The sequence below is a fragment of the Bifidobacterium apousia genome (genome assembly GCF_007559275.1).
GTDB classification, from domain to species: Bacteria; Actinomycetota; Actinomycetes; order Actinomycetales; family Bifidobacteriaceae; genus Bombiscardovia; species Bombiscardovia apousia.
In genome coordinates this window covers 166,356-186,543 of the sequence record NZ_VMHK01000002.1, presented here as the reverse complement: position 1 = coordinate 186,543, position 20,188 = coordinate 166,356, and the positions used below count along the sequence as shown (strand labels likewise).

The following is a 20,188-nucleotide window of genomic DNA, read 5'->3' as shown; positions in this document are numbered from 1 at the left end:
GGTGCGCATGACTGACGATGTGACGGCGGGAATGAGCCGGACCGGCCGAATCGAATGGGAGCGGATGGTATCCGGCCAGGTCTATCAGGACACCCATCCCGACATCGATCGCCAAAGGGAACGGGCCGAGAATCTCTTCCTTGAATACAACAGGACCGGCCCCGGACAGAAGCAGGAACGCCGACGGATTCTGGAAGACCTGCTGGGCCGGGTAGAGCAGGATGTCGTCATCAATCCCGACTTCAGATGCGAAGTCGGTTGCAACATACGAATTGGCAGCCAGACGCTGATCAATTATGGAGCCGTCATGCTGGACAACGCTCCGATCACCATAGGCAGGAACGTGTGGATAGGCCCCGGCGCAGGGCTCTTCTGCACCAACCATGCCCTGGACTATGAGGAACGGAAGGCTGGCGCCTGCCAGGCCCGACCCATCGAAATCTGCCAGGGTGCCTGGCTGGGTGGCCACGTGGTCGTCCTGGGAGGAGTGCGGATTGGCCGTGGGGCCGTCATCGGAGCGGGGTCTGTCGTCACCCATGACATACCGGATCAGGTAGTTGCGGTCGGCAACCCCTGCACCGTCCTGCGACCTATCACCGATGCGGACGGAACCGGTTACCTGGACAGAATTCGTCAACGTGACCAGGAGAACGACCAGGACCAATAAACCCCCTCCCTCTGGAAAGCCCACAGCTCATTCCATCCAAGGTTGGCGGTAGATTGGGGAATCATGCCCATCTATGATCTCGGTCTGGAACACGTCGCTCTATCCTTCGCCACCAAAACCATCTTTACGGATGTGACGCAGGGCATCTTCGAGGGTGATCGGATCGGCATCGTGGGCCGAAACGGCGACGGCAAGTCCACCCTGCTGCACCTGCTGAAAGGCAGCCAGGAACCTGACCAGGGCCGGGTGACCATGCGCAATGGACTCACCTTTGGCATGTTGGACCAACGTGATCCCCTGAAGGACGAGGACACGGTCCGCAAGGCGGCCCTGGAGAATCGACAAGACTACGAATGGGCTGCCGACCCCAGATCCCGCGAGATCGTCGAGTCCCTTCTGGGGGGCATGGAGCTGGAGGCCAAGGTGGGCACCCTGTCAGGCGGTCAGCGCCGCAGGGTGGATCTGGCCCGGCTGCTGCTTCAGGATTGGGACATCCTGGCCCTGGATGAGCCGACCAATCATCTGGATCTGCTCACCATACACTGGCTGGCCGAGCATCTGAAGAACCGCTGGGCCAAGAATTCCGGAGCCCTCCTGCTGGTCACCCACGACCGCTGGTTCCTGGACGAAGTCTGCACCTCCATGTGGGAGGTGCATGACGGAACCATCGACCCCTTCGAGGGCGGCTACAGCGCCTACATGCTCCAGCGGGTGGAACGCGAGCGCCAGGCTGATCTGGCCGAGACCAAGCGCCGCAACCTGGCCCGCAAGGAACTGGCCTGGCTGACCCGAGGCGCCCGGGCCCGCTCGACCAAGCAGAAGTTCCATGTCAAGGCCGCGCAGGAGCTGATCGCCGACGTGCCACCCATGCGCAACAGCCTGGAGCTTAAGCGGATGGCCACCTCCCGCCTGGGCAAGCAGGTGGTGGACCTGGTCGACGTGACCAAGATCTATCCAGGGGCCGACTCTGATGCCGACGGAAACCAGAACGACCGGGTCCCCTCCCCCCATGCCGAACGGCCTCTGATGGGCTCGGTGACCGTGGCCGCCGATCCCGGCAAGGACCGTCCGGGCACTGCAGCGGCCGACACCCTGACCATCAGCGGACACAAAGTCCTGGACGATGTGACCTGGCTGATCGGCCCTGGCGACCGGTTTGGCATCGTAGGCGCCAACGGAGCTGGCAAGTCCACTCTGCTGGGTCTGATTGACGGCAGCGTGGCTCCCACAGCAGGACACGTCAAGGTGGGCAAGACGGTCCGCTTCGCGGTGCTGACCCAGCGTCTGGATGAACTGGAGAAGCTGGGCCGCTATCGGATCAAAGAGGTCCTTAGCCGCTACAAGCCCACCTATCTGGTGGAGGGCAAGGAGGTGTCCCCGAGCCAACTGATGGAGCGCTTGGGCTTTGAAAGCTCCCAGCTGATGACCAGGATCGGCGACCTCTCTGGCGGACAGAAGCGCCGCATGCAGCTCCTGCTCATCCTGCTGAACGAGCCCAACGTGCTGGTCATGGACGAGCCAGGCAACGACCTGGATACCGACATGCTGGCCGTCATGGAAGACATGCTGGATTCATGGCCGGGCACTCTGATCGTGGTCTCCCACGACCGCTACCTGCTGGAGCGGGTGACCGACCAGCAGTTCGCGCTGATCAACGGCAAGGTGGTTCACCTGCCCGGCGGTGTCCAGGACTACCTGGACATGGTCGAGTCGGCCGACCGGGAAGCTGCTGATGCACCGGATCAGGCATCAGCCAAGGAGACCGGGAATCACAACCAGGCCAAGGCCGAACGTGTTGCCAAGCGAAATCTGAGCAAGCAGGCCTCTGCCATCGAGCGCAAGCTGGCCAAACTGGCTGATCAACGCAAGGATCTTGAACGACAGATGGCTGAGCATGACCCCAGCGACTATCAGGGTCTCAACGAGCTCAACAGCAAACTCAAGGATCTGACCGAGCAGTCGGACCAGCTTGAGGAGGAGTGGCTGACCATCGGGGAGGAGCTGGAGTAGCCTCAGGCAGCGGCCAGCTGGGCGGCCTGGGTTGAGCACCTGGCCGCAAAGGCAGAAAAGATGGCATCGGCCAGGGGCTGCATCTGCGGCATCCCTTTCATAAAATCGTCGCGCATTTTAGCGATCTTGGACTTCTTCATCGTGCCGACCATGCTCGGCACCTGCATCCACTCCTCGAAAATGGGCGCCGTCACCTCCAGGTGGAACTGCAGGCCCAAGGCTGATCCAAGCCGAAAAGCCTGAACCTTGGTTGCCTGGGAGCGGGCCAGGAGCTTGGCCCCCGGCGGGAGGGTGACCTGGTCGGCGTGCCAGTGCAGCACATCTGTGTTCTTGCTCCACATGGCCACGTCGTCGTCCTGCCCCACCCACCGGATGGGCCCCATGCCGTATTCGGGCTCCTGGTCCCGCATCAGGGTGCCGCCCAGGGCCCGCGCCAGAATCTGATGACCCAGGCAAATCCCCAGAATGGGCTTGTTGGCAGCCATTGCCGCCTTGGCCAGCTTGGTCTCAGCCTTGAGTCCAGGGTGATGCGCGTAATCGTCAGCCGACATGGGCCCGCCCATGATGACCAGTCCCGCCAACTCACGCGAGCGCGGCAGCTTGGGCTTCTTCTCGTCCACGATATTGGTGATCTCGGTGTCCAGCCCGCACTCCTGGAGGTTGTCGAGAATGCGACCCGGCTTCTCCCAATCCACATGCTGGACTATCAGCACCCTTGGTTTCGCCATGATTCCATTCTTGCACACATGCCGCCGGACCGGGTCTGCAGGCTCGGCATTTCCTCTTGGACGGTCAGCAAGCCTTGGTAGGCTCAAGGATATGGATACGAGTTCGCAACCGCATGATTCCAAGGCTTCAGTCAGCCTCGCCGCAGCTGGTCTGCGTCTGTACGACACGGCTGATCACCAGGTGAGCCCCTTCCGACCCATCGAACCGGGCAAGGTTGGCATCTACGTGTGCGGGGCTACGGTGCAGAGCTCGCCCCACCTGGGCCACATCAGAACCACGCTGGCCTTCGACGTGATCAGGCGCTGGCTGCTCAGGCTGGGCTACCAGGTGACCCTGATCCGCAATGTGACGGACATCGACGACAAGATCCTGACCAAGGCGGCGGCCAACGGCCAGCGCTGGTGGGAGCGGGCCTACATTTACGAGCGCGAATTCACCCATGCCTATGAGACCATGGGAGTCCTGCCACCCACCTACGAGCCTCGAGCCACCGGGCACATCCCCGAGATGATCGACCTGATCCAGCGCATCATCGACCGCGGCCATGCCTATGTAGTGCCTGACGAACAGGGCCGTCCATCAGGCAACGTCTACTTCGACGTGGCCTCCTGGCCTGAGTATGGTGCCCTGACCCACCAGCAGACCGGCACCCAGCCCGCTGACGAGCAGGCCGCCGCCAACGACCGGCTAGGGCCCAGCATCGACACCGATGAGCAGGCTGCCGACGCCGATGAGGAGCCCGGCAAGCGAGACCCCCGCGACTTCGCCCTATGGAAGGCACCCAAGCCCACCGATCCGCCCACAGCTCGTTGGCAAACACCCTTCGGCACAGGTCGGCCGGGCTGGCATCTGGAATGCTCAGCCATGAGTCACCGCTATCTGGGCGCGGAGTTCGACATCCACGGAGGCGGACTGGATCTGCGATTCCCCCACCACGAGAACGAGATGGCCCAGTCGCACGCGGCCGGCTGGGGGTTCGCCCACCGATGGATGCACACGGCCTGGGTGACCCAGAAGGGCGAGAAGATGAGCAAGTCCCTGGGCAACGGATTGTCCGTGGACCAGGTATTGTCGCAGCATCCGGCCTGGGTGGTGCGCTATGCCCTGGTGTCGGTGCAGTACCGGTCCATGCTGGAGTGGTCCGACCAGTCCCTGCAGGAGGCCGAGGGCGCCTACGAGCGCATCAGCAACTTTGTGGACCGGGCCGGTCGGATCCTTGGAGCGCAGCCCGAGCGCGCCTGCGTGACGGAGCTGAGTGCGGATGATCTGCCAGAAGACTTCGTGCAGGCCATGAATGACGACATCAACGTCTCAGGCGGTATGGCTGCCCTCTATGCGCTGATCCGTCAAGCCAACGCGGCCATGGATGCCCATTCTGAAACTCTGGACCGGAACTGGCTGACCAATGCCCTGCTCCAGGTCAGAGCCATGCTGGATGTCTTCGGCCTTGATCCCCTCGATCCCCACTGGGATGGAGCCGCAGCCAACCGCGACAATAGGGCCTTGGACACCCTGAATGCCTTGGTAAGCCAACAGTTGCAAGAACGCGATCAGGCGCGAAAGGATCACGACTTCGCCCGGGCCGATGCCATCAGAGATCAACTGACGGCGGCCGGCGTGACCGTGGCGGACACACCCGCTGGCAGCACCTGGGACCTGAGCCGCTGAACCCATGTCCGACATACGCGACGTCGCCAGAAGGGCCGGGGTCTCGGTCAGCACAGTATCTTATGCCTTCTCCGGCAAACGTCCCGTCTCTCCGGAAACCTACCAGCGGATCATGCAGACTACCAATAAGCTGGGCTTGGTCACGGTTTCAGGAGGCAAGGTCGGCCCCAGCCCGCTCTTGACTGCAGGACATCTTCGGGACGTACCCCCCCCCCGTCCTCTGTGCTCTAAAGCTTCGGGCCTGCTGACCTGAACCTTGGCCAAGGGTACCCTGACCGATCCGAGACAACCTGGAGCAGCGCCCAGCCATCAGGCCCGCTTGTATCAGATGCCAGAATCGAAAAGCCAACAATCGGGCTTAATCAGAATCCCTCAACGAGGCCGACGATCCCGTTCCCCTGTCTCCAGCACCTTTTGCGGGAAGGGTTGGTGGGGCTCCTGCTGGTACCAATACGCCACGCTGGCCAAGTCGTCCTGACGCTCGAAGTATCCCTGCTCATCCACACCTATCTGTTGCAAGGTCACCTTGATATCACTGGCAAAAATGATGGGGTCGGGTATATGCCAACGGTAGAACCCCCGAGTCACCGGGGTGTCGGCATCCCAGTACTGGGATTCGCGGTTGTCCAACTGCCTGGAGTGGAAGGGGAAGCCCATGTAGGCCCCGCTGTAGGTGGCCTCGTGCATCCGGCCATCCGGGTCCTGCCCGGCAAAGCTCCAGGCACCGCCGAAGTAGTCTTCGCTGCCTGTGGAGCACCAGGTAGGATAGTCCTTGTCTCCGTCCAGGTAGACCTTGACCTCACCCTCGCCCCACCAACGACTCTCCAGAGCAGTTAGAGCCAGGTAGGTGCCCACGTAGGAGCCCCGACCATGCACTCCATCCAGGATGACGTAATCCTGGCCTAGTTCGGTGACCCGCTGACGGCGCCACTGGGCATGGAAGGTCATGACATCCTCGGGCAGCTCGTCCTTTTCCACATAGTCGATTTGGTAGAAGAAAGCCTCAATTGGCTCGTTGTGTCGGTTGCGCAGGACGATCCGTGCCCCGTTATGGAAGGGCATGGGCCAGAAGCAGTTGAACCCGCGGCGCGGGTAGACTGCCACGGGAACGGATTCCACCCGACAGGCCTGGGCATGGCCACAGCAGAAGAAGTCGCCAAGGGGGACGCTGACGGACGGTGTCTGTTCACCATCCCAGTAGCATTCCAAGATCAGATTACGCAATACGTTGGGTCCGGTGGGCGAGGTGGCATCGGTCACAGTCATCCAGATATGACGGATCTCTCCCGCACCGGACAAGTCAGCGAGGATGACGTCCTGTCCCGAGGGAATATTTTTGAGACAGGGAGTCCCTTTCCTAGAGGGACCCAATTGACTGGCCGTCATAGCTGCCCTGCCCTTGCCACCCTGAGGGTTCTCAGCATTGACGCAGCGAGTTCGGTCCGTGGTTGTGCGAGTCAGTGCCTCTAGACCGTTTGCATTGTTCGGCATGGTCATACCCATGATTATGGTTGCCTTTCGTGTTCGGGCCCTCTGCTCTTCTCCCCTGCTTTTGTAGCGGACGGCCATGTTCAGTGTACTTACAGCTTGTGAGTTGCTTGACAGCGCCCTCCACTATTCCTTGTGAACACTTTTGCGGAAATACGATAAAGAAGGTGCCGACAGTCTACCAAGGCACCCACAACAATGGCCGATTTCAAGGCAATCTGGGAGGGAAGGACCCGTATACCATAGAAAACAGCTGGGTACCATAGCAACACAGAAAGTCAAGGGGGTCGATCCAGCAGCACTGCATGCCTCACGCTGTACCCAAAAGAGCGATTCGCTGCAACAGCTAGAGGAAACCGAGCCAAAGCAGTTGGTCGGCTCTTTGTCGACATACAGGTCAAAACGAAAGACATTACCGACTCGTTCGATGAGGCCAGAGGAACTGTCCGTGGTTCAACAAAGATGGTAAAAGAAATGATGACACGGAACCCAGGCCATGAGCAGTGCCGAACGAGATTGCTCGGTTCGACTGTGCCCAAGCTGCCAGTAATCGTGCCGTTTTCGGCTTGGTATTGCAGGCTTACGATGATGGCAACGACTCCAGGCGGGCCCTGAAGTCCGTAGCGGAAAACCCGAAAAGTACCAGAAGCAACGTAGCCGATCTCCTTCCGGAACAATCCGGTCAAGCTCAAGGCCATTCCGGGCCTTTTTCTGGCTTTCATGCCGGCTCCCTGCTCCCTCGCATGCATCGACTACGATTCAAGATGTCAACAAATTTTCGAGGGGAATACATCACAGGATGGCAATCCTCGGAATATGCAACAACAATATCGAATCGTTTCGATTCAGTATAACGTCTGAACCTGGTCTATGTCAATAAACAAGATGTGCTCAAACGGTTTTGTAAGCTCGAGAACGTTCATTTTCTGCGCTTAAGACAGCCGCGAAAGCAATAGGTAGCCAACAGCCAGCAACAAGCAGGAGCACAAGAAAGCAGTCACTATCGCCTTATGCTTGGGGTAGGAAGGCTTATTGCCAGCAGCTACCGGCCAATCTCCCGGCTGACAGGTAGACTTGGGGCATTATGGCAGCATTTTCATCTTTGACCGATCGGCTCTCCCAGGCCTTCACCCATCTGCGCTCCAAGGGGAAGCTGACCGAAACCGACATCGACGGCACAATCCGCGAGATCCGCCGCGCCCTCCTGGATGCCGATGTCTCCCTGGACGTTGTGCGCTCCTTTACCGGGCGCATCAGGGAACGCGCCCTGGGCGAGGAGGTCTCCAAGGCCCTGAACCCGGCCCAGCAGGTGGTCTCCATCGTCTACGACGAACTGACTGACATCCTGGGCGCGGGAGTGGATCGACCACTCAATTTCGCTAAGAACCCGCCCACAGTCATCATGCTGGCCGGCTTGCAGGGTGCAGGCAAGACCACGCTGGCCGGCAAGCTGGGCTACTGGCTCAAGGATGCCGGCCACACCCCCCTGCTGGTGGCGGCCGACCTGCAGCGGCCCAACGCGGTCACCCAGCTCCAGGTGGTCGGCGAACGCGCCGAAGTACCGGTATATGCACCCGAGCCAGGCGTGCAGACCAGCGGATCCGAGCTGGCGACCCCCGGACAGGTCACTGGCGATCCGGTCAAGGTGGCAGCCGACTCGATCAGGGTGGCCAAGGACAAGCTCTACGACGTGGTCATCATTGATACGGCCGGTCGACTGGGCGTGGATCAGGAGCTGATGGAGCAGGCGCGCAATATCCGCGATGCCGTCCACCCCGACGAGATCCTCTTCGTCATCGATGCCATGATCGGCCAGGACGCGGTCGCTACGGCCAAGGCCTTCGACCAGGGCGTGGACTTCACCGGCGTGGTGCTGTCCAAGCTGGACGGCGATGCACGCGGCGGCGCAGCCCTGTCGGTAGCATCGGTGACCGGCAAGCCCATCCTCTTCGACTCCAACGGCGAGGGCCTCAAGGACTTCGAGGTCTTCCACCCCGACCGCATGGCCTCCCGCATTCTGGACATGGGCGACATCCTGACGCTGATCGAGCAGGCGCAACGCCAGTTCGACGAGGAGGAGGCCCGCAAGGCCGCTGGGAAGATGTCCGAGGGCAGCTTCGGCCTGGACGACTTTCTGGAGCAGCTCCAGCAGGTTCGCAAGCTGGGCTCCTTCAAGAGCATCCTGGGCATGATCCCAGGCATGGCCCAGCACCGCAAGGAGCTCGAACAGTTCGATGAAAAGGAAGTGGACCGGACCCAGGCCATCATCCAGTCGATGACTCCCCAGGAACGACGCGACCCCAGCATCATCGACGGATCACGACGGGCCCGGATCGCCTATGGCGCCGGCACTACGGTCTCGGCCGTCAACGGCCTGCTGCAGCGGTTCGAGCAAGCAGCCAAGATGATGAAGCGGATGACCAATGGCAGCCGCTCAATCCCAGGCATGGGCGGCATGGGCGCTGGCGGCGGCAAGAAGGGCAAAAAGGGCAAGAAAGGCCGCAAGGGCTCCCGTTCAGGCAATCCCATGAAGCGGGAGGCCGAAGAGAAGGCGTTACGCGAGCGCCTGTCCGGCAAGGGCAAATCCTCCGGCGGCTCGGCCTTCGCCAAGCGGCCCGAGACTCCGCAGATGCCTGAAGGCCTGCCTGACCTGCCCCCCAACCTTGGCGGTGGACTGGGCGGTCTCTTCGGCGGCCGCTAACCCCCTCCCTCATGCAGGAGACAATGGCACGTGAACACCCTTCTCTGGATTCTCCTGGGGCTCATCGCCTTGTGGATGGCCCTGCGCTTCCTGCCTGCCGGAGCTGACCGGCACCGCCCTCTGGTGGAGCTGATCGCCCTGATCGACCTGTTGGCCGTTCCCCTGTTGGCCATCTTGGTCTGCGCCCTGGTGATCCAGGCCTGGCCACAGTCCGCCCTGGCCATGATCGAGCTGACTCTGGTCACCTTGTGGAGACTGCAATACAGGTTTCACCTGCCCTCTCCCATGGGCTCGGGGCACAAAGATGGGCTGCTTGATACAAAGAACCAAGCAGACGCTGATGCCGACATTCCCGGATCGCATCAGTCCAATCGGGATATAACTGATCCTGCGCTCAGCCTGAAAGTCATGACACTCAACTGCCGCTATGGCAAGGCGGATGCGCAGTCCATCCTGGAACAAGTTCAAAGCCAGAATGTCGACATTTTAGCCCTGCAGGAGGTGAATTCGACGCTGCTAACTCGTCTGCGGAAGGCAGGGATGAGGCAGACCATGCCATACCTCGTGGAGGGACCGCAGACCCAGAATGACAATGGCGGCAGGAACGCCCTCTTCTCTCGTCGGGAGCCCATGTGGTCTCAGCCGGCAGGCCTTGATTTGGAAGCCTCCGCCGTCCCCATAATGCTCTTGCATACCCAAGCTGGAACCATCCGCCTGGCTTCAGTCCATCCCAAGTCGCCCCAGCGCGGCGCCAGACAATGGGGCCTAGGCATCGAGCGCCTGGCATTACTGAACAGCGAAAAGTTGGCGGCCGCCCCAGACATGGAATCGCCTGCATTCACCATCATCATGGGCGACTGCAACGCCAACCTGCACCACCCCACCTTTCGGGCCATGCTGGAGTCCGGCAGGCTGTGCGATGCCTCCCTGTCCTTGAGTCGCGGCATGCATCCGACCTTTCCGCATTGCCAGGCATTGTTGCCACCGCTGATCGAAATCGACCATATCCTGGTCAGCCAAGGCATCAGGATCACATCAATGAAGGTCATGAAAATCCCGCACACCGACCACTGTGGCCTTTTGGCTCAACTGCGCCTGTGAGCCTGAGCAGAGGCTGCTCACTTATGATCACCGTGCAGGCAAGGGCCCGGTCCGGTGGACTGTCTGCTGATTATCCTGAAAGGCAGAAAACGCGAACTCGGCTTGTCTGCGGACAGAAGGGCCTTGACCCCCTCCACCCCCATACGATGAAAGGCCTGAGTGACGCTGGTTATGGTCGGCCTGACCATGTCCACAATGTCCGTGCCGTCAAAGCTCATGACGCTCACGTCACTGGGCACATCCAACCCCTGGTCCCTGGCCTGATTGATGGCACCCATGGCCACCAGATCGCTGGCACCGATAAGGGCGGTGATTGGTTCCTTCGACTTGAGGCAGTGCTTCATGGTGGCTATCCCATCCTGGTAGAGACATCCCCCACGGAAAACCAGACTTTCCCTATAAGGAATGCTGTTGTCCTCCAGGCACTGCCGGTACCCGCTGATGCGCAGGGTTATTGACCCATGTTGAGGAATGCCAGCCAATCCAATCCGTCGGTGACCCTGGTCAATTAAAAACTGTGTGGCTTCATACCCCATCTGATAGTCGTCTGAAGTAATGCAGGGCAGCCGTCCACCACCCACAAAGGATGAGAGCGATATGCAGTCCATCCCCACCTGCTCTATGGTGGCGATCAATGACTCTTGGAGCTCTAGGGAGACCAGAATGATTCCCCTGACGGCACGCTCTACCGCAGTGGTGATAGCCCGCCGCTGAGCTTGCAGATCAGCGTTGCCCGCATGGAGGATCAGCACATCCAAATTCCGCTCCGCAGCCGATTGCTCGATCCCCTCGATGATTGAAGAATCAAAATTGGTCTTGGTGTTGGAGAGGATGACAGCCAAAGCATGGCTCTTGCCCTGTACGAGGTCGGCCGCCGCTGTGTTGCGGATATACCCCATCTCCTTGGCGGTCTCCTTGACCAGACGTACGGTCTGATCCCTGTGTTCACCGGTGTCGGAAAGCGAACGCGAGACAGTGGCCGTCGACAGCCCCAACCGCTGTGCTATGTCTTTTAAGGTCACTCTGGAAGCTTCAGCCATGACCTCCATCTTTCCCTCTGCCGAACCCATGCCGGACCCAGTTGCTATGTCATCGGCCATCATAGCCACACGCCCGGGCATGATAAAGGATAAATGAGGCTGTATACTCATACCGTAAACGTTTACAGTAATTGTTTACAAAAGATCAAAGGAGATACCTTGAGCGCACCTCAAATGACGAGTGATGCCTCTACCAAGAAACGGCATTCGCTACCCGATATCACCATGAAGACCATGTTCGCCATTACCTTCGGCTACTGCGGCGTCAACATGGCCTTCTCCCTGCAGACCTCGCAGATGAGCCGCATATTCCAGACGCTTGGAGCCGACCCCAGCAAGCTTGGATTCTTCTTCATACTGCCGCCCCTGATCGGAATGATCATTCAACCTATTCTGGGGCGATTTTCCGACGGCCACTGGTCTCCACGCTTCGGCCGCCGGATGCCCATCCTGCTTTGGGCCGCCCCTCTGGCTGCCATCGTCATGGTCCTGCTGCCAAATTCCGGTTCCTTCGGTTTCGGCTACGGATCCCTGACTGCTCTATGCTTCGGGGCGGCAGCCATCGTCCTTATGGATTTGTCCAACAACGCCTGCATGCAACCCTTCCGCATGATCATCGGCGACATGGTCAACGAGAAGCAGAAGGATCAGGCCTGGTCCTGGCAACAGTCCTTCAGCAATCTGGGAGGCGTCCTAGCCAACCTCTGCCCCTTCCTCCTGACCGGGCTGGGCATAGCCAACATCGACAAGAAGGGAGTGGTCCCCATGTCTGTCCGGCTCTCCTTCTACATCGCGGCGGCTGTCCTTCTGGCCACCTCCATCTACACCATCCTCTCGGTCAAGGAATACGATCCTAAGACCTACGCCCAATACCACAACTTCGAATATGAGGAGAAGAAGCCGCAGAAGTCCTACTGGACCCTTCTCAAGGAGGCTCCTAGCACTTTCTGGCAGGTTGCAGTCATTCAGTTCTTCGCCTACTTCGGTGTCCAGTACCTCTGGACCTACACCACCGGAGCCATCGCCCAAAACGTCTGGCACACGGCCGACTCATCCTCAGCCGGATTCCAGGCCGCCGGCAACTGGTATGGCATCCTCACCTTCGTACAGTCCATCGTGGGCATCATCTACGGATTCCTGGTTCTATCCAGGACCAGCCAGTACAAGCGCAAGTTCTGGTACCGGATTGGCCTGCTCTGCGGGGGTCTGGGAATGATCTGGACCGCTTTCTCCCACAACCAGTACGCTCTGATCGGCTCCTTCACATTGATCGGCATCTGCTTCCTGACCATGCATGCCGAGCCTTTCGCTATTTTCACCACGGAAACCGACGGGGCCAACGACGGGGCCTACATGGGACTCTTCAACATCTTCATCTGCCTCCCGCAGATAATCGCCTCAGTCAGCAGCTTCGCGATCTTCCCGCTGGTGGGCAGATCGATGCCGACCATGCTCCTGATCGGGGGCATCTCCTGGCTGATCGGCGCAGCCCTGATGGACATCATCAAGAGCCGGAAACCCGAACCCAACGAGGCCTAAGGAATATTACGAAAGGAAAACGTCTGTCATGATGAACCTGCATTACACCGTGAAAGGTCAGACCGTCACCCTGACCTCCGACCAGGGAGCATTGATCCTGACCGTACTGACGGACCAGATCATCCGGGTCTTCCAGGACCGGGGCCGTCACACCAACTCCTACGCCATCGAAGGCGAGAAGAAGGTAGAGACTCCCTTCGATCTGAAAGAGGTCGGCGACCATCTGGAACTGTCCACAGGGCAACTGACCGTCACAGTCGGGCCTGATCTGCTCTTGGACGTCTTCGACGCTCAGGGCAACCCGTTGATCCTGGACTACCGTGGCAAGAGGCGCCCCATCGCCAAGACGATTGATGCCGCCCACCAAAGCATCATGCGGGCCGAAGGCCACGAGGTCTCTGGCGTCAGCCAAACCGAGGACCGTTACTACCAGGTGGTCAAGGCCCTGGATCCCGACGAGCAATTCTATGGTCTGGGCGACAAGACCGGCTATCTGAACAAGCGGTCCTATCACTATGACAACTGGAATTATGACGAGCCGCGCCCGCACATCGAGACCTTCACCAACCTCTATAAGTCCATCCCCGTCCTCTTCGGACTGAAAAAAGGCCGCCCTTGGGGGATTTTCTTCGACAACACCTACCGGAGCCATCTTGACCTGGGCAGGGAGAACGCTGACTACTACTTCTACTCGGCCGTGGATGGAAACCTGGACTATTACATACTGGGCGGGTCCTCCTTGAAGGAGGTGGTCTCCAACTACACCTATCTGACCGGCCGGGTCCCTCTCCCCCAGCGTTGGATGCTGGGTTATCAGCAGTCTCGTTGGGGCTACAGCATGAGCCAGGACCGGGTGGAGCAGATCGTCGACACCTTTGCCAAGTATCACCTCCCCCTGGAAGCTATCCACTTCGACATCGACTACATGGACGGCTACCGCGTCTTCACCTGGAACAAGAACATCTTCAAGGATCCCGCCGGGTTCCTGGCAGACGTGAAAAAGCGGGGAGTCAGGGTCATTCCCATCCTGGACCCAGGAGTCAAAGAGGATCCCGACTACCGGATATATCAGGAAGGTCTGGATAAGGGATACTTTGCGACCAACCCGGACGGCAGCGTCTATGTCAACAGGGTCTGGCCCGGCAAATCGGTATTTCCTGACTTCGGTCGACCCGAGGTCCGCGACTGGTGGGCCGGGCATTGCCGTTTCCTGGTTGACAGCGGGGCAGCCGGCATCTGGACAGACATGAACGAACCCGCCGTATTCGACGGAGAGATACCAGAGGACACCGTTTTCAGCGATGAAGATCAGAAGTCCGACCTTGCCAGGATGAACAACGTCTACGGTCACAACATGGCCAAGGCCACCTATCAGGGACTGAAAAAAGCCACCGGCAGACGGCCCTACGTCATCACACGCGCGGCCTACGCGGGAACGCAGAAGTACTCAACGGTCTGGACCGGCGACAACCAAAGCCTCTGGCCACATCTGCAGATGTCGATCCCTCAGCTCTGCAATATGGGGATGAGCGGATTCAGCTTCGCCGGGGCCGACATCGGTGGATTCAGCGCCGATACGACCCCGGAGCTGCTGACCCGATGGATTGAGGCCGCCATCTTCAGCCCGCTTCTGCGCAACCATTCCGCTCTCCAGGCACGAGACCAGGAGCCTTGGGTCTTTGGTCCGAAAGTCCTGGACATCTACCGGCATTTCCTGCACCTGAGGTATCACTTCATTCCCTACCTCTACGATTGCTTCGCCAAGCAAATGAACGATGGCCTGCCGGTTATGCGTCCCCTGGTCCTGAATTACCCGGAGGATGCACGCACGCGGAACTTGAACGACGAATATATGGTCGGCGACCAGGTTCTGGTGGCACCCGTGGTAGAGCAAGGGCAGGTCTCACGAATGGTCTATCTGCCCGAAGGCGATTGGGTGGACCTACGCACCATGGTCACTTACGGCGGCCACCGAGATATTTTGGTTGAGGCCCCTCTGGACCAACTGCCCGTCTTCGTCAGGGCCGACTCCGTGCTGCCTTGGGGTCGACTGGTGGAGCACATGGACGACCAGCCCGAGGAGTCCATGACGTTCAGACTCTTCGGCCAACATGGCGACTATACCCACTATCAGGATGACGGATACAGCTTCGACTACGAGCAGGGGGCCTACAACCTCTATCAGATCCATATGGAGAACCAGGGCCAGTGCTCGGTAACCGTGACCCATCATGGATTCAAGCCTGTCTATCGCAGGATCCGACTGGTCCTGCCTGAGCGAACCTTGACCCTGAGCCTAGACGACAAGAGCCAGGCCCCGGTCTACAGGGAGACCGAGGCCTAGACTTTAGGTCAGCACAGGTTGGAGGAAAACCAGATTAAGGGTCTGTTGAGGCATATGCCCCGGCAGACCCTTAATCCTACGGTTGAGGTATACTTTTGCTGTTATTCATGTCCGGAGGAGCCCTCTCATTCCGACGGCCGTGAGGAACACGCCAGGAGCGCCACCATGCCCCACATGGAGACGCCGCCGGGCACACCAAGTACCAAGGAGAGCCGTTTTGGCAACCAGAATTCGTCTGAAGAGAATGGGCAAGAAGTTCTACCCCTTCTACCGCGTGGTCGTGGTCGATTCCCGCAAGAAGCGCGATGGCAAGGTCATCGAGGAGATCGGCACCTACGATCCCAACACCCAGCCCTCTTCAATCAAGATCGACTCCGAGCGCGCCCAGTACTGGCTGGGTGTAGGCGCTCAGCCCAGCGAGCCTGTCTTCAACCTTCTGAAGATCACCGGCGACTGGCAGAAGTTCAAGGATCTGCCCGGCAAGGAAGGCACCCTTAAGGTGCCGCAGGCCGAGATCGACGCCCAGGCCCGCATCGAGCAGGCACAGAACGAAGCGCAGAAGCTCAAGGCTGCCAAGTCCGAGGCTGACGCCAAGGCCAAGGCCCAGGCGGAGAAGGAAGCCCCCAAGGCCGATGAGTCGGCAGATGCCGCCCAGGCCGAGCAGGCAGCTGAGTAAGGCACATTTACTGAGGATTGGAAGGACCGGCTATCATGCTTGCACAGGCCGTTGAGCACCTGATCAGGAACATCGTGGACTTTCCCGATGACGTGTCGGTCAAGTCCCACGAGAACTCTCGCGGAGAGCTGTTGCGGGTGCGGGTCAACCCTGAGGACATCGGCCGCGTGATCGGCAGAGGCGGCAGGACCGCCAATGCCATCCGCACCGTGATCCAGGCGCTGGCCGACCATAAGGTGCGCGTCGACATCATGGACGTGCGCCGGTGAGCCCCAGCCGGTCCACCAATCACGACCCGCAGGGTCCGGACCCTCAGCAGCGAAGGTTGCTGAGGGTCTGCCGTATTGGCCGCGCCCAGGGACTCAAGGGCGAGGTCAACGTATATGCCTACACCGACGAGCCCGAGCGACGCTTCGCCCCCGGCTCCCAGCTGCAGACCGAGGACGGACAGGTTTTTACGGTGGTCTCCTCCCGCCGCTTCAAACAGCGTTGGATCGTCCTCTTCAAAGGGGTGGAAGACAGGAACGCCTCCGAAGCGCTGAACGGCCTCGAACTGTATGTCCAGGCTGATCCAGCCGAGGAGCTGGCGCAGGAGGATGCCTGGTATCCCGAGGATCTGATCGGGCTCGAAGTTCGCATGGCCCCGGGCAACTCGCTGGGTGAACCGTCCGGGCGAGCGGTCGGCCACATCAGCGACGTGCTGGATGGTATAGCCCAGCAGCAGTTGCAGATCCGCATGACCACGGAAGAAGGCGACGACGATGCGGAAGGGCTGATACCCTTCGTCGAAGCCCTGGTGCCCCAGGTTGACATTGAAAACGGGTACGTGGCCATCGATCCGCCTGGAGGGCTTCTGCCCGGTCTGGGCTGAAACCGTAAGTGGGGAGTCAGCGTCCTTCTTCGAGCCGCTGACTCCCCACTTACGGGAAATGCGCCTGCCTAAGCAGGAAATGTTATTAGAGCTACATATCTTCAACCACCAGATATGTCATATCCAGGGGGCCATGTACGCCCACCACGATCACCATCTCGATGTCGCCCGTGTTGGAGGGACCCGTGATGAAGTTGATGTTGGAGGTCTTGAGCTCGCCCGAGACCAGAGCCGGGTCGTAGTAGTCCATGGCCTGCCGGGTTCGGGGCAGGATCTTGGACTTGCGGATGATGCTCAGATAGTGCACTGGCAGGAAGTGGAAGGCACGACCCTGACCCGGTGTAGTAGCCACGGTGATGGTGCCGGACTCGGCCAGCAGGAAATCTGCAAAGGCGATGGCTGTGCCGGACTCGTCGGCGGTCTTGATGTTCTCCTCGCGGCTGGCTCCCGGCTTCCAGAAAGTGGCGGGCGGGTTCAGACCGTCCCTCCACTCCTCCAGACCGAAATCCGCAAACAGGTCGGAGGTGGGCAGCATCACATGATCGCTGTCGTCCTTGCGCGAATCGATGAACTCGTCCAGGGCGGTGGGCAACTCGGCCTTGGTGCAGGTGCGGAAGTCCACATGGACGGCCTCGCTGCTCTTCCGGGCGATCTCCAGCAGCTCGTCCTGGGTGTGGCCTGACAGGGTGGTCTCCGGCAGATCGTTGACCGGCACCAGAGGGTGGTCCTTGAGCTGGTGGCGGGGCCGTCCGCTCTTCTTGGCCAGGTAGTCCAGGAATACCTCACGATCGGTCATGCCTGCTGCTCCTTCTTATGATGAGCGAACCAACTGCGGAAGTTCTGCCCGTGCTTAGGCGGATCCGGCAGATCACGAACCTTGGTCCATCCGCCGAAGACAAAGGGCATCCATTCCACGTGCCGATCGCTGGCAAAAAGGTTCTTGGCCGTCTCCGGCTGCTTCTTGGATATGGGGGTCAACATGGTGTGATCCACCCCTAGGGCAGTGCGGAAGAGCGAGGAGTGGCCGGTGCCCAGACCCATGACCCTCATGACCGTGTCGTCGATCAGATTGGCCTGGGACTGGTCGTCCATCATGATCCGCCGGTGCTCGATCATGAGCTGATGCAGGGGGATCTTGACCGGGCAGGTGGCCGTGCATGCTGCGCACAGGCTGCAGGCGTAGGGCAGGTCCCCGAAGTCGTCGTAGCCACCATCCAATACCGGCGAGAGCACCGAGCCCACAGGACCCGGATAGATGGATCCGTAGCCATGACCGCCGATGTGCCGGTAGATGGGGCAGACGTTCAGGCAGGAGGCACAGCGGATGCACTGGAGGATGGGCTCGAAGACCGTCCCCAGGGCGTTGGAGCGGCCGTTGTCCAGAATGACCACATAGACATCGTCCGGTCCGTCCGACTCCTGGCCGGTGCGCGGCGCAGTGTAGGTCAAATAGGAGGTCAGCTTCTGGCCGACGGCGGACCGGGCCAGCATGTTGTCCATGGTCTCGGCCTCCTTCATGGTCGGCACCAGGCGCTCCATGCCCATGACCACCACCTGGGTCTTGGGGATGCACATGGCCAGGTCGGCGTTGCCCTCGTTGGTCACCAGGTTGATCATGCCCGTGTCAGCCACGGCGAAGTTGCAGCCGGTGATGCCCATGTCCGCCTCGAGGAAGTGTTTGCGCAGAACCTTGCGCGAGAAGCGAGCCATGTGCTGGGGGTCGTTGTCACCCTTGTAACCCAGCTTCTTCTCGAAAACCTGCCGAACCTGCTCGCGGTTCTTGTGCAGGGCGGGGAAGACCAGGTGTGTGGGCTGGTCCCAGTCGTCCTCCTCCAGGATGAACTCGGCCAGGTCGGTCTCCAGCACCTCCAGGCCGGGCACAGTCATCAGCGTGGGGTCCAGGTTGATCTCGCTGGTCACCATGGACTTGCTCTTGACGACGTGCTTGGCCTTCTTTTCGATGGCGATCTGCTTGATGTACTGGGCAGCCTCGTCGTCGGTCTGGGCGAAGAAGACATGGCCGCCGCGCTTCTCCACGTTGTCGGAGAACTCCTCCAGGTAGTCAGGCAGGTAGCGGATGACATGCTGGCGAATCTGCTCGCCCAGGTCGCGCCACTGTTCCCAGTTGCCCAATTCCTGTCGGGCGGCCTCGCGCTTGACCCACTGCGCATCCTGGGCCTTGGCCACGGCCTGCTGGGCGAATTTGTCCTGCTCGGACTCCTTGACCCTGGTCAGGAAGGGAGCCTTGCTGGTCCGCAGATACTGCGCGGCCTTCTTGCCATTGACCATGCTGCTCATACCAGAGCCCCCTCTTCCTTGGCAGCCCTGACCGAACCCACAGCCCCATCGCCAGCAGAGCGGCCTTCCACGTACTTGACGCGGCTCATGTCCACGTTGTGATTGAGCACCTCAGCCAGGTGCATGATGGTGATCTTCTCGCCACGCCGGTTGAATCGGCCGCCGATGTTCATCAGGCAGCCCGGATCGCAGGAGATGAGGACGCTGGCATTGGTGCTGAGCACGTCGTTCACCTTTTCATCCACCATCTGCTTGGAGATCTCAGGCTCTTTCATGGAGAACATGCCACCGAATCCGCAGCAGTTCTCGATATGGGGCAGGGGGATCATGGTCAGGCCCTTGACATGGTCAAGCAGGACGAAGGGACTGGTCCGCTCCCCCAGCAACCGGGTCATGTGGCAGGAGCGGTGGTAGGTGGCCACGGTATCAAGCTCAGCGCCCGCATCCAGCACACCCAGCACACGATAGAGGAACTGCGAGAACTCATAGGTCTTGTCAGCCATGGTCTGGGCCTTGGCGGCATAGACCGGGTCGTTCTTGAGATGGAAGGGCAGCTCCTTGAGCATATTCACGCAGGAGCCCGCTGGACCCACGATGTAGTCGGCATCCACGCTCAGCAAGGCATCGACCTCGTTGCGCATGACCTGCATGCTCTCCTTGACATACCCGCTGTTGAAGGTGGGCTGGGCGCAGCAGATCTGCTCCTTGGGAAGGTAGGTGTCGCAGCCAAACCGCTCCAACACTTCCACCATGGCCTTCCCCACGTTCGGAAACATGAGGTCCACCACGCAGGTGGAGAATATCACTACTTTCATTACCACACCTCTCTACAGCCTTGTACGCCAGGTCCGAACCATCTCCTGAGCGCGGAGGAACCCAACATCACTTGAACCCCTGATCCTCCCAACGCATCGCTGCCTTGCGACCAACCACGCCCATGCAGGCACCGATGTGCAATCCTGAGAGGACCCATCATTATCATGGTCTCGACTTGGAATTCGCACCGTCGGGAATCGCCCACCCTCAGCTTTTGAACGTGTGAGATTTACCACATAT

The 20,188-nt window shown here is 60.0% G+C and carries 17 protein-coding genes; 11 read left to right on the top strand and 6 right to left on the bottom strand.

The genetic code is table 11. The features are described 5' to 3' along the window. The first annotated feature begins 7 nt into the window (after positions 1–7). Both FPK30_RS03585 and FPK30_RS03580 read left to right on the top strand, forming a co-directional pair. Complete coding sequence (locus tag FPK30_RS03585) at positions 8–667, top strand: sugar O-acetyltransferase (protein ID WP_144085331.1); 660 nt, start codon at positions 8–10, stop codon at positions 665–667. Between the two features lie 63 nt (positions 668–730). Next, the gene (locus FPK30_RS03580) at positions 731–2,677 is read left to right on the top strand and encodes an ABC-F family ATP-binding cassette domain-containing protein (protein ID WP_144085330.1); all 1,947 of its coding nucleotides are present in this window, start codon (positions 731–733) and stop codon (positions 2,675–2,677) included. 2 nt (positions 2,678–2,679) lie between these two features. Here the strand turns inward: FPK30_RS03580 and FPK30_RS03575 are convergent, their stop codons facing one another. Further along, positions 2,680–3,405, bottom strand: coding sequence for a type 1 glutamine amidotransferase (locus FPK30_RS03575; protein WP_144085329.1), 726 nt, complete (start codon positions 3,403–3,405; stop codon positions 2,680–2,682). 91 nt (positions 3,406–3,496) lie between these two features. On the opposite strand from FPK30_RS03575, the gene cysS reads away from it, so the two are divergent. Both cysS and FPK30_RS03565 read left to right on the top strand, forming a co-directional pair. Further along, positions 3,497–5,074, top strand: a complete 1,578-nt coding sequence (cysS, locus tag FPK30_RS03570) for a cysteine--tRNA ligase (RefSeq protein WP_144085328.1) — start codon at positions 3,497–3,499, stop codon at positions 5,072–5,074. Positions 5,075–5,078: 4 nt separating this feature from the next. After that, positions 5,079–5,327 (top strand): LacI family DNA-binding transcriptional regulator, encoded by a 249-nt coding sequence (locus FPK30_RS03565; RefSeq protein ID WP_144085327.1) that lies wholly within the window; start codon positions 5,079–5,081, stop codon positions 5,325–5,327. 119 nt (positions 5,328–5,446) lie between these two features. Here FPK30_RS03565 and FPK30_RS03560 read toward each other — a convergent pair whose 3' ends face one another. Beyond that, positions 5,447–6,577 carry a glycoside hydrolase family 172 protein gene (locus FPK30_RS03560; protein ID WP_186279359.1) on the bottom strand — a complete coding sequence of 377 codons (1,131 nt, stop codon included), beginning with the start codon at positions 6,575–6,577 and terminating at the stop codon, positions 5,447–5,449. Between the two features lie 1,069 nt (positions 6,578–7,646). Here FPK30_RS03560 and ffh point away from each other — a divergent pair. Together ffh and FPK30_RS03550 are read left to right on the top strand one after the other, a co-directional pair. Then, positions 7,647–9,263 (top strand): signal recognition particle protein, encoded by a 1,617-nt coding sequence (gene ffh / locus FPK30_RS03555; protein WP_144085325.1) that lies wholly within the window; start codon positions 7,647–7,649, stop codon positions 9,261–9,263. A 30-nt stretch (positions 9,264–9,293) separates the two neighbouring features. Next, entirely contained in the window at positions 9,294–10,364 is a 1,071-nt protein-coding gene (locus FPK30_RS03550) for an endonuclease/exonuclease/phosphatase family protein (protein WP_144085324.1), read from the top strand. A gap of 17 nt (positions 10,365–10,381) precedes the next feature. Here the strand turns inward: FPK30_RS03550 and FPK30_RS03545 are convergent, their stop codons facing one another. Continuing rightward, a complete protein-coding gene (locus tag FPK30_RS03545) occupies positions 10,382–11,404 on the bottom strand; it encodes a LacI family DNA-binding transcriptional regulator (RefSeq protein WP_186279358.1) in 1,023 nt (340 codons plus the stop codon). Positions 11,405–11,563: 159 nt separating this feature from the next. Here FPK30_RS03545 and FPK30_RS03540 point away from each other — a divergent pair, with 159 nt between their 5' ends. The 5 genes from FPK30_RS03540 to rimM all read left to right on the top strand — a co-directional run bounded on the left by FPK30_RS03540 (position 11,564) and on the right by rimM (position 16,834). Next, positions 11,564–12,943 carry an SLC45 family MFS transporter gene (locus FPK30_RS03540; RefSeq protein ID WP_198189626.1) on the top strand — a complete coding sequence of 460 codons (1,380 nt, stop codon included), beginning with the start codon at positions 11,564–11,566 and terminating at the stop codon, positions 12,941–12,943. Positions 12,944–12,971: 28 nt separating this feature from the next. Continuing rightward, the gene (locus FPK30_RS03535; RefSeq protein WP_144085322.1) at positions 12,972–15,287 is read left to right on the top strand and encodes a glycoside hydrolase family 31 protein; all 2,316 of its coding nucleotides are present in this window, start codon (positions 12,972–12,974) and stop codon (positions 15,285–15,287) included. Positions 15,288–15,504: 217 nt separating this feature from the next. Further along, complete coding sequence (rpsP, locus tag FPK30_RS03530) at positions 15,505–15,963, top strand: 30S ribosomal protein S16 (protein WP_144085321.1); 459 nt, start codon at positions 15,505–15,507, stop codon at positions 15,961–15,963. A 35-nt stretch (positions 15,964–15,998) separates the two neighbouring features. Beyond that, positions 15,999–16,232 (top strand): RNA-binding protein, encoded by a 234-nt coding sequence (locus FPK30_RS03525; RefSeq protein ID WP_015021362.1) that lies wholly within the window; start codon positions 15,999–16,001, stop codon positions 16,230–16,232. After that, positions 16,229–16,834, top strand: coding sequence for a ribosome maturation factor RimM (gene rimM / locus FPK30_RS03520; RefSeq protein WP_144085320.1), 606 nt, complete (start codon positions 16,229–16,231; stop codon positions 16,832–16,834). The genes FPK30_RS03525 and rimM overlap by 4 nt, the downstream gene beginning before the upstream one ends. Positions 16,835–16,925: 91 nt before the next feature. Here rimM and FPK30_RS03515 read toward each other — a convergent pair whose 3' ends face one another. The 3 genes from FPK30_RS03515 to FPK30_RS03505 are packed head-to-tail and all read right to left on the bottom strand — an operon-like array spanning position 16,926 to position 19,947. After that, on the bottom strand, positions 16,926–17,630 hold the full coding sequence (locus FPK30_RS03515) for a LutC/YkgG family protein (protein ID WP_045923943.1): 705 nt from the start codon (positions 17,628–17,630) through the stop codon (positions 16,926–16,928). Beyond that, positions 17,627–19,132: a LutB/LldF family L-lactate oxidation iron-sulfur protein gene (locus FPK30_RS03510; RefSeq protein ID WP_144085319.1), complete on the bottom strand. Its 1,506-nt coding sequence runs from the start codon at positions 19,130–19,132 to the stop codon at positions 17,627–17,629. The genes FPK30_RS03515 and FPK30_RS03510 overlap by 4 nt, the downstream gene beginning before the upstream one ends. Next, entirely contained in the window at positions 19,129–19,947 is an 819-nt protein-coding gene (locus tag FPK30_RS03505) for a (Fe-S)-binding protein (RefSeq protein ID WP_144085318.1), read from the bottom strand. The genes FPK30_RS03510 and FPK30_RS03505 overlap by 4 nt, the downstream gene beginning before the upstream one ends. Between the last annotated feature and the right edge of the window lie 241 nt (positions 19,948–20,188).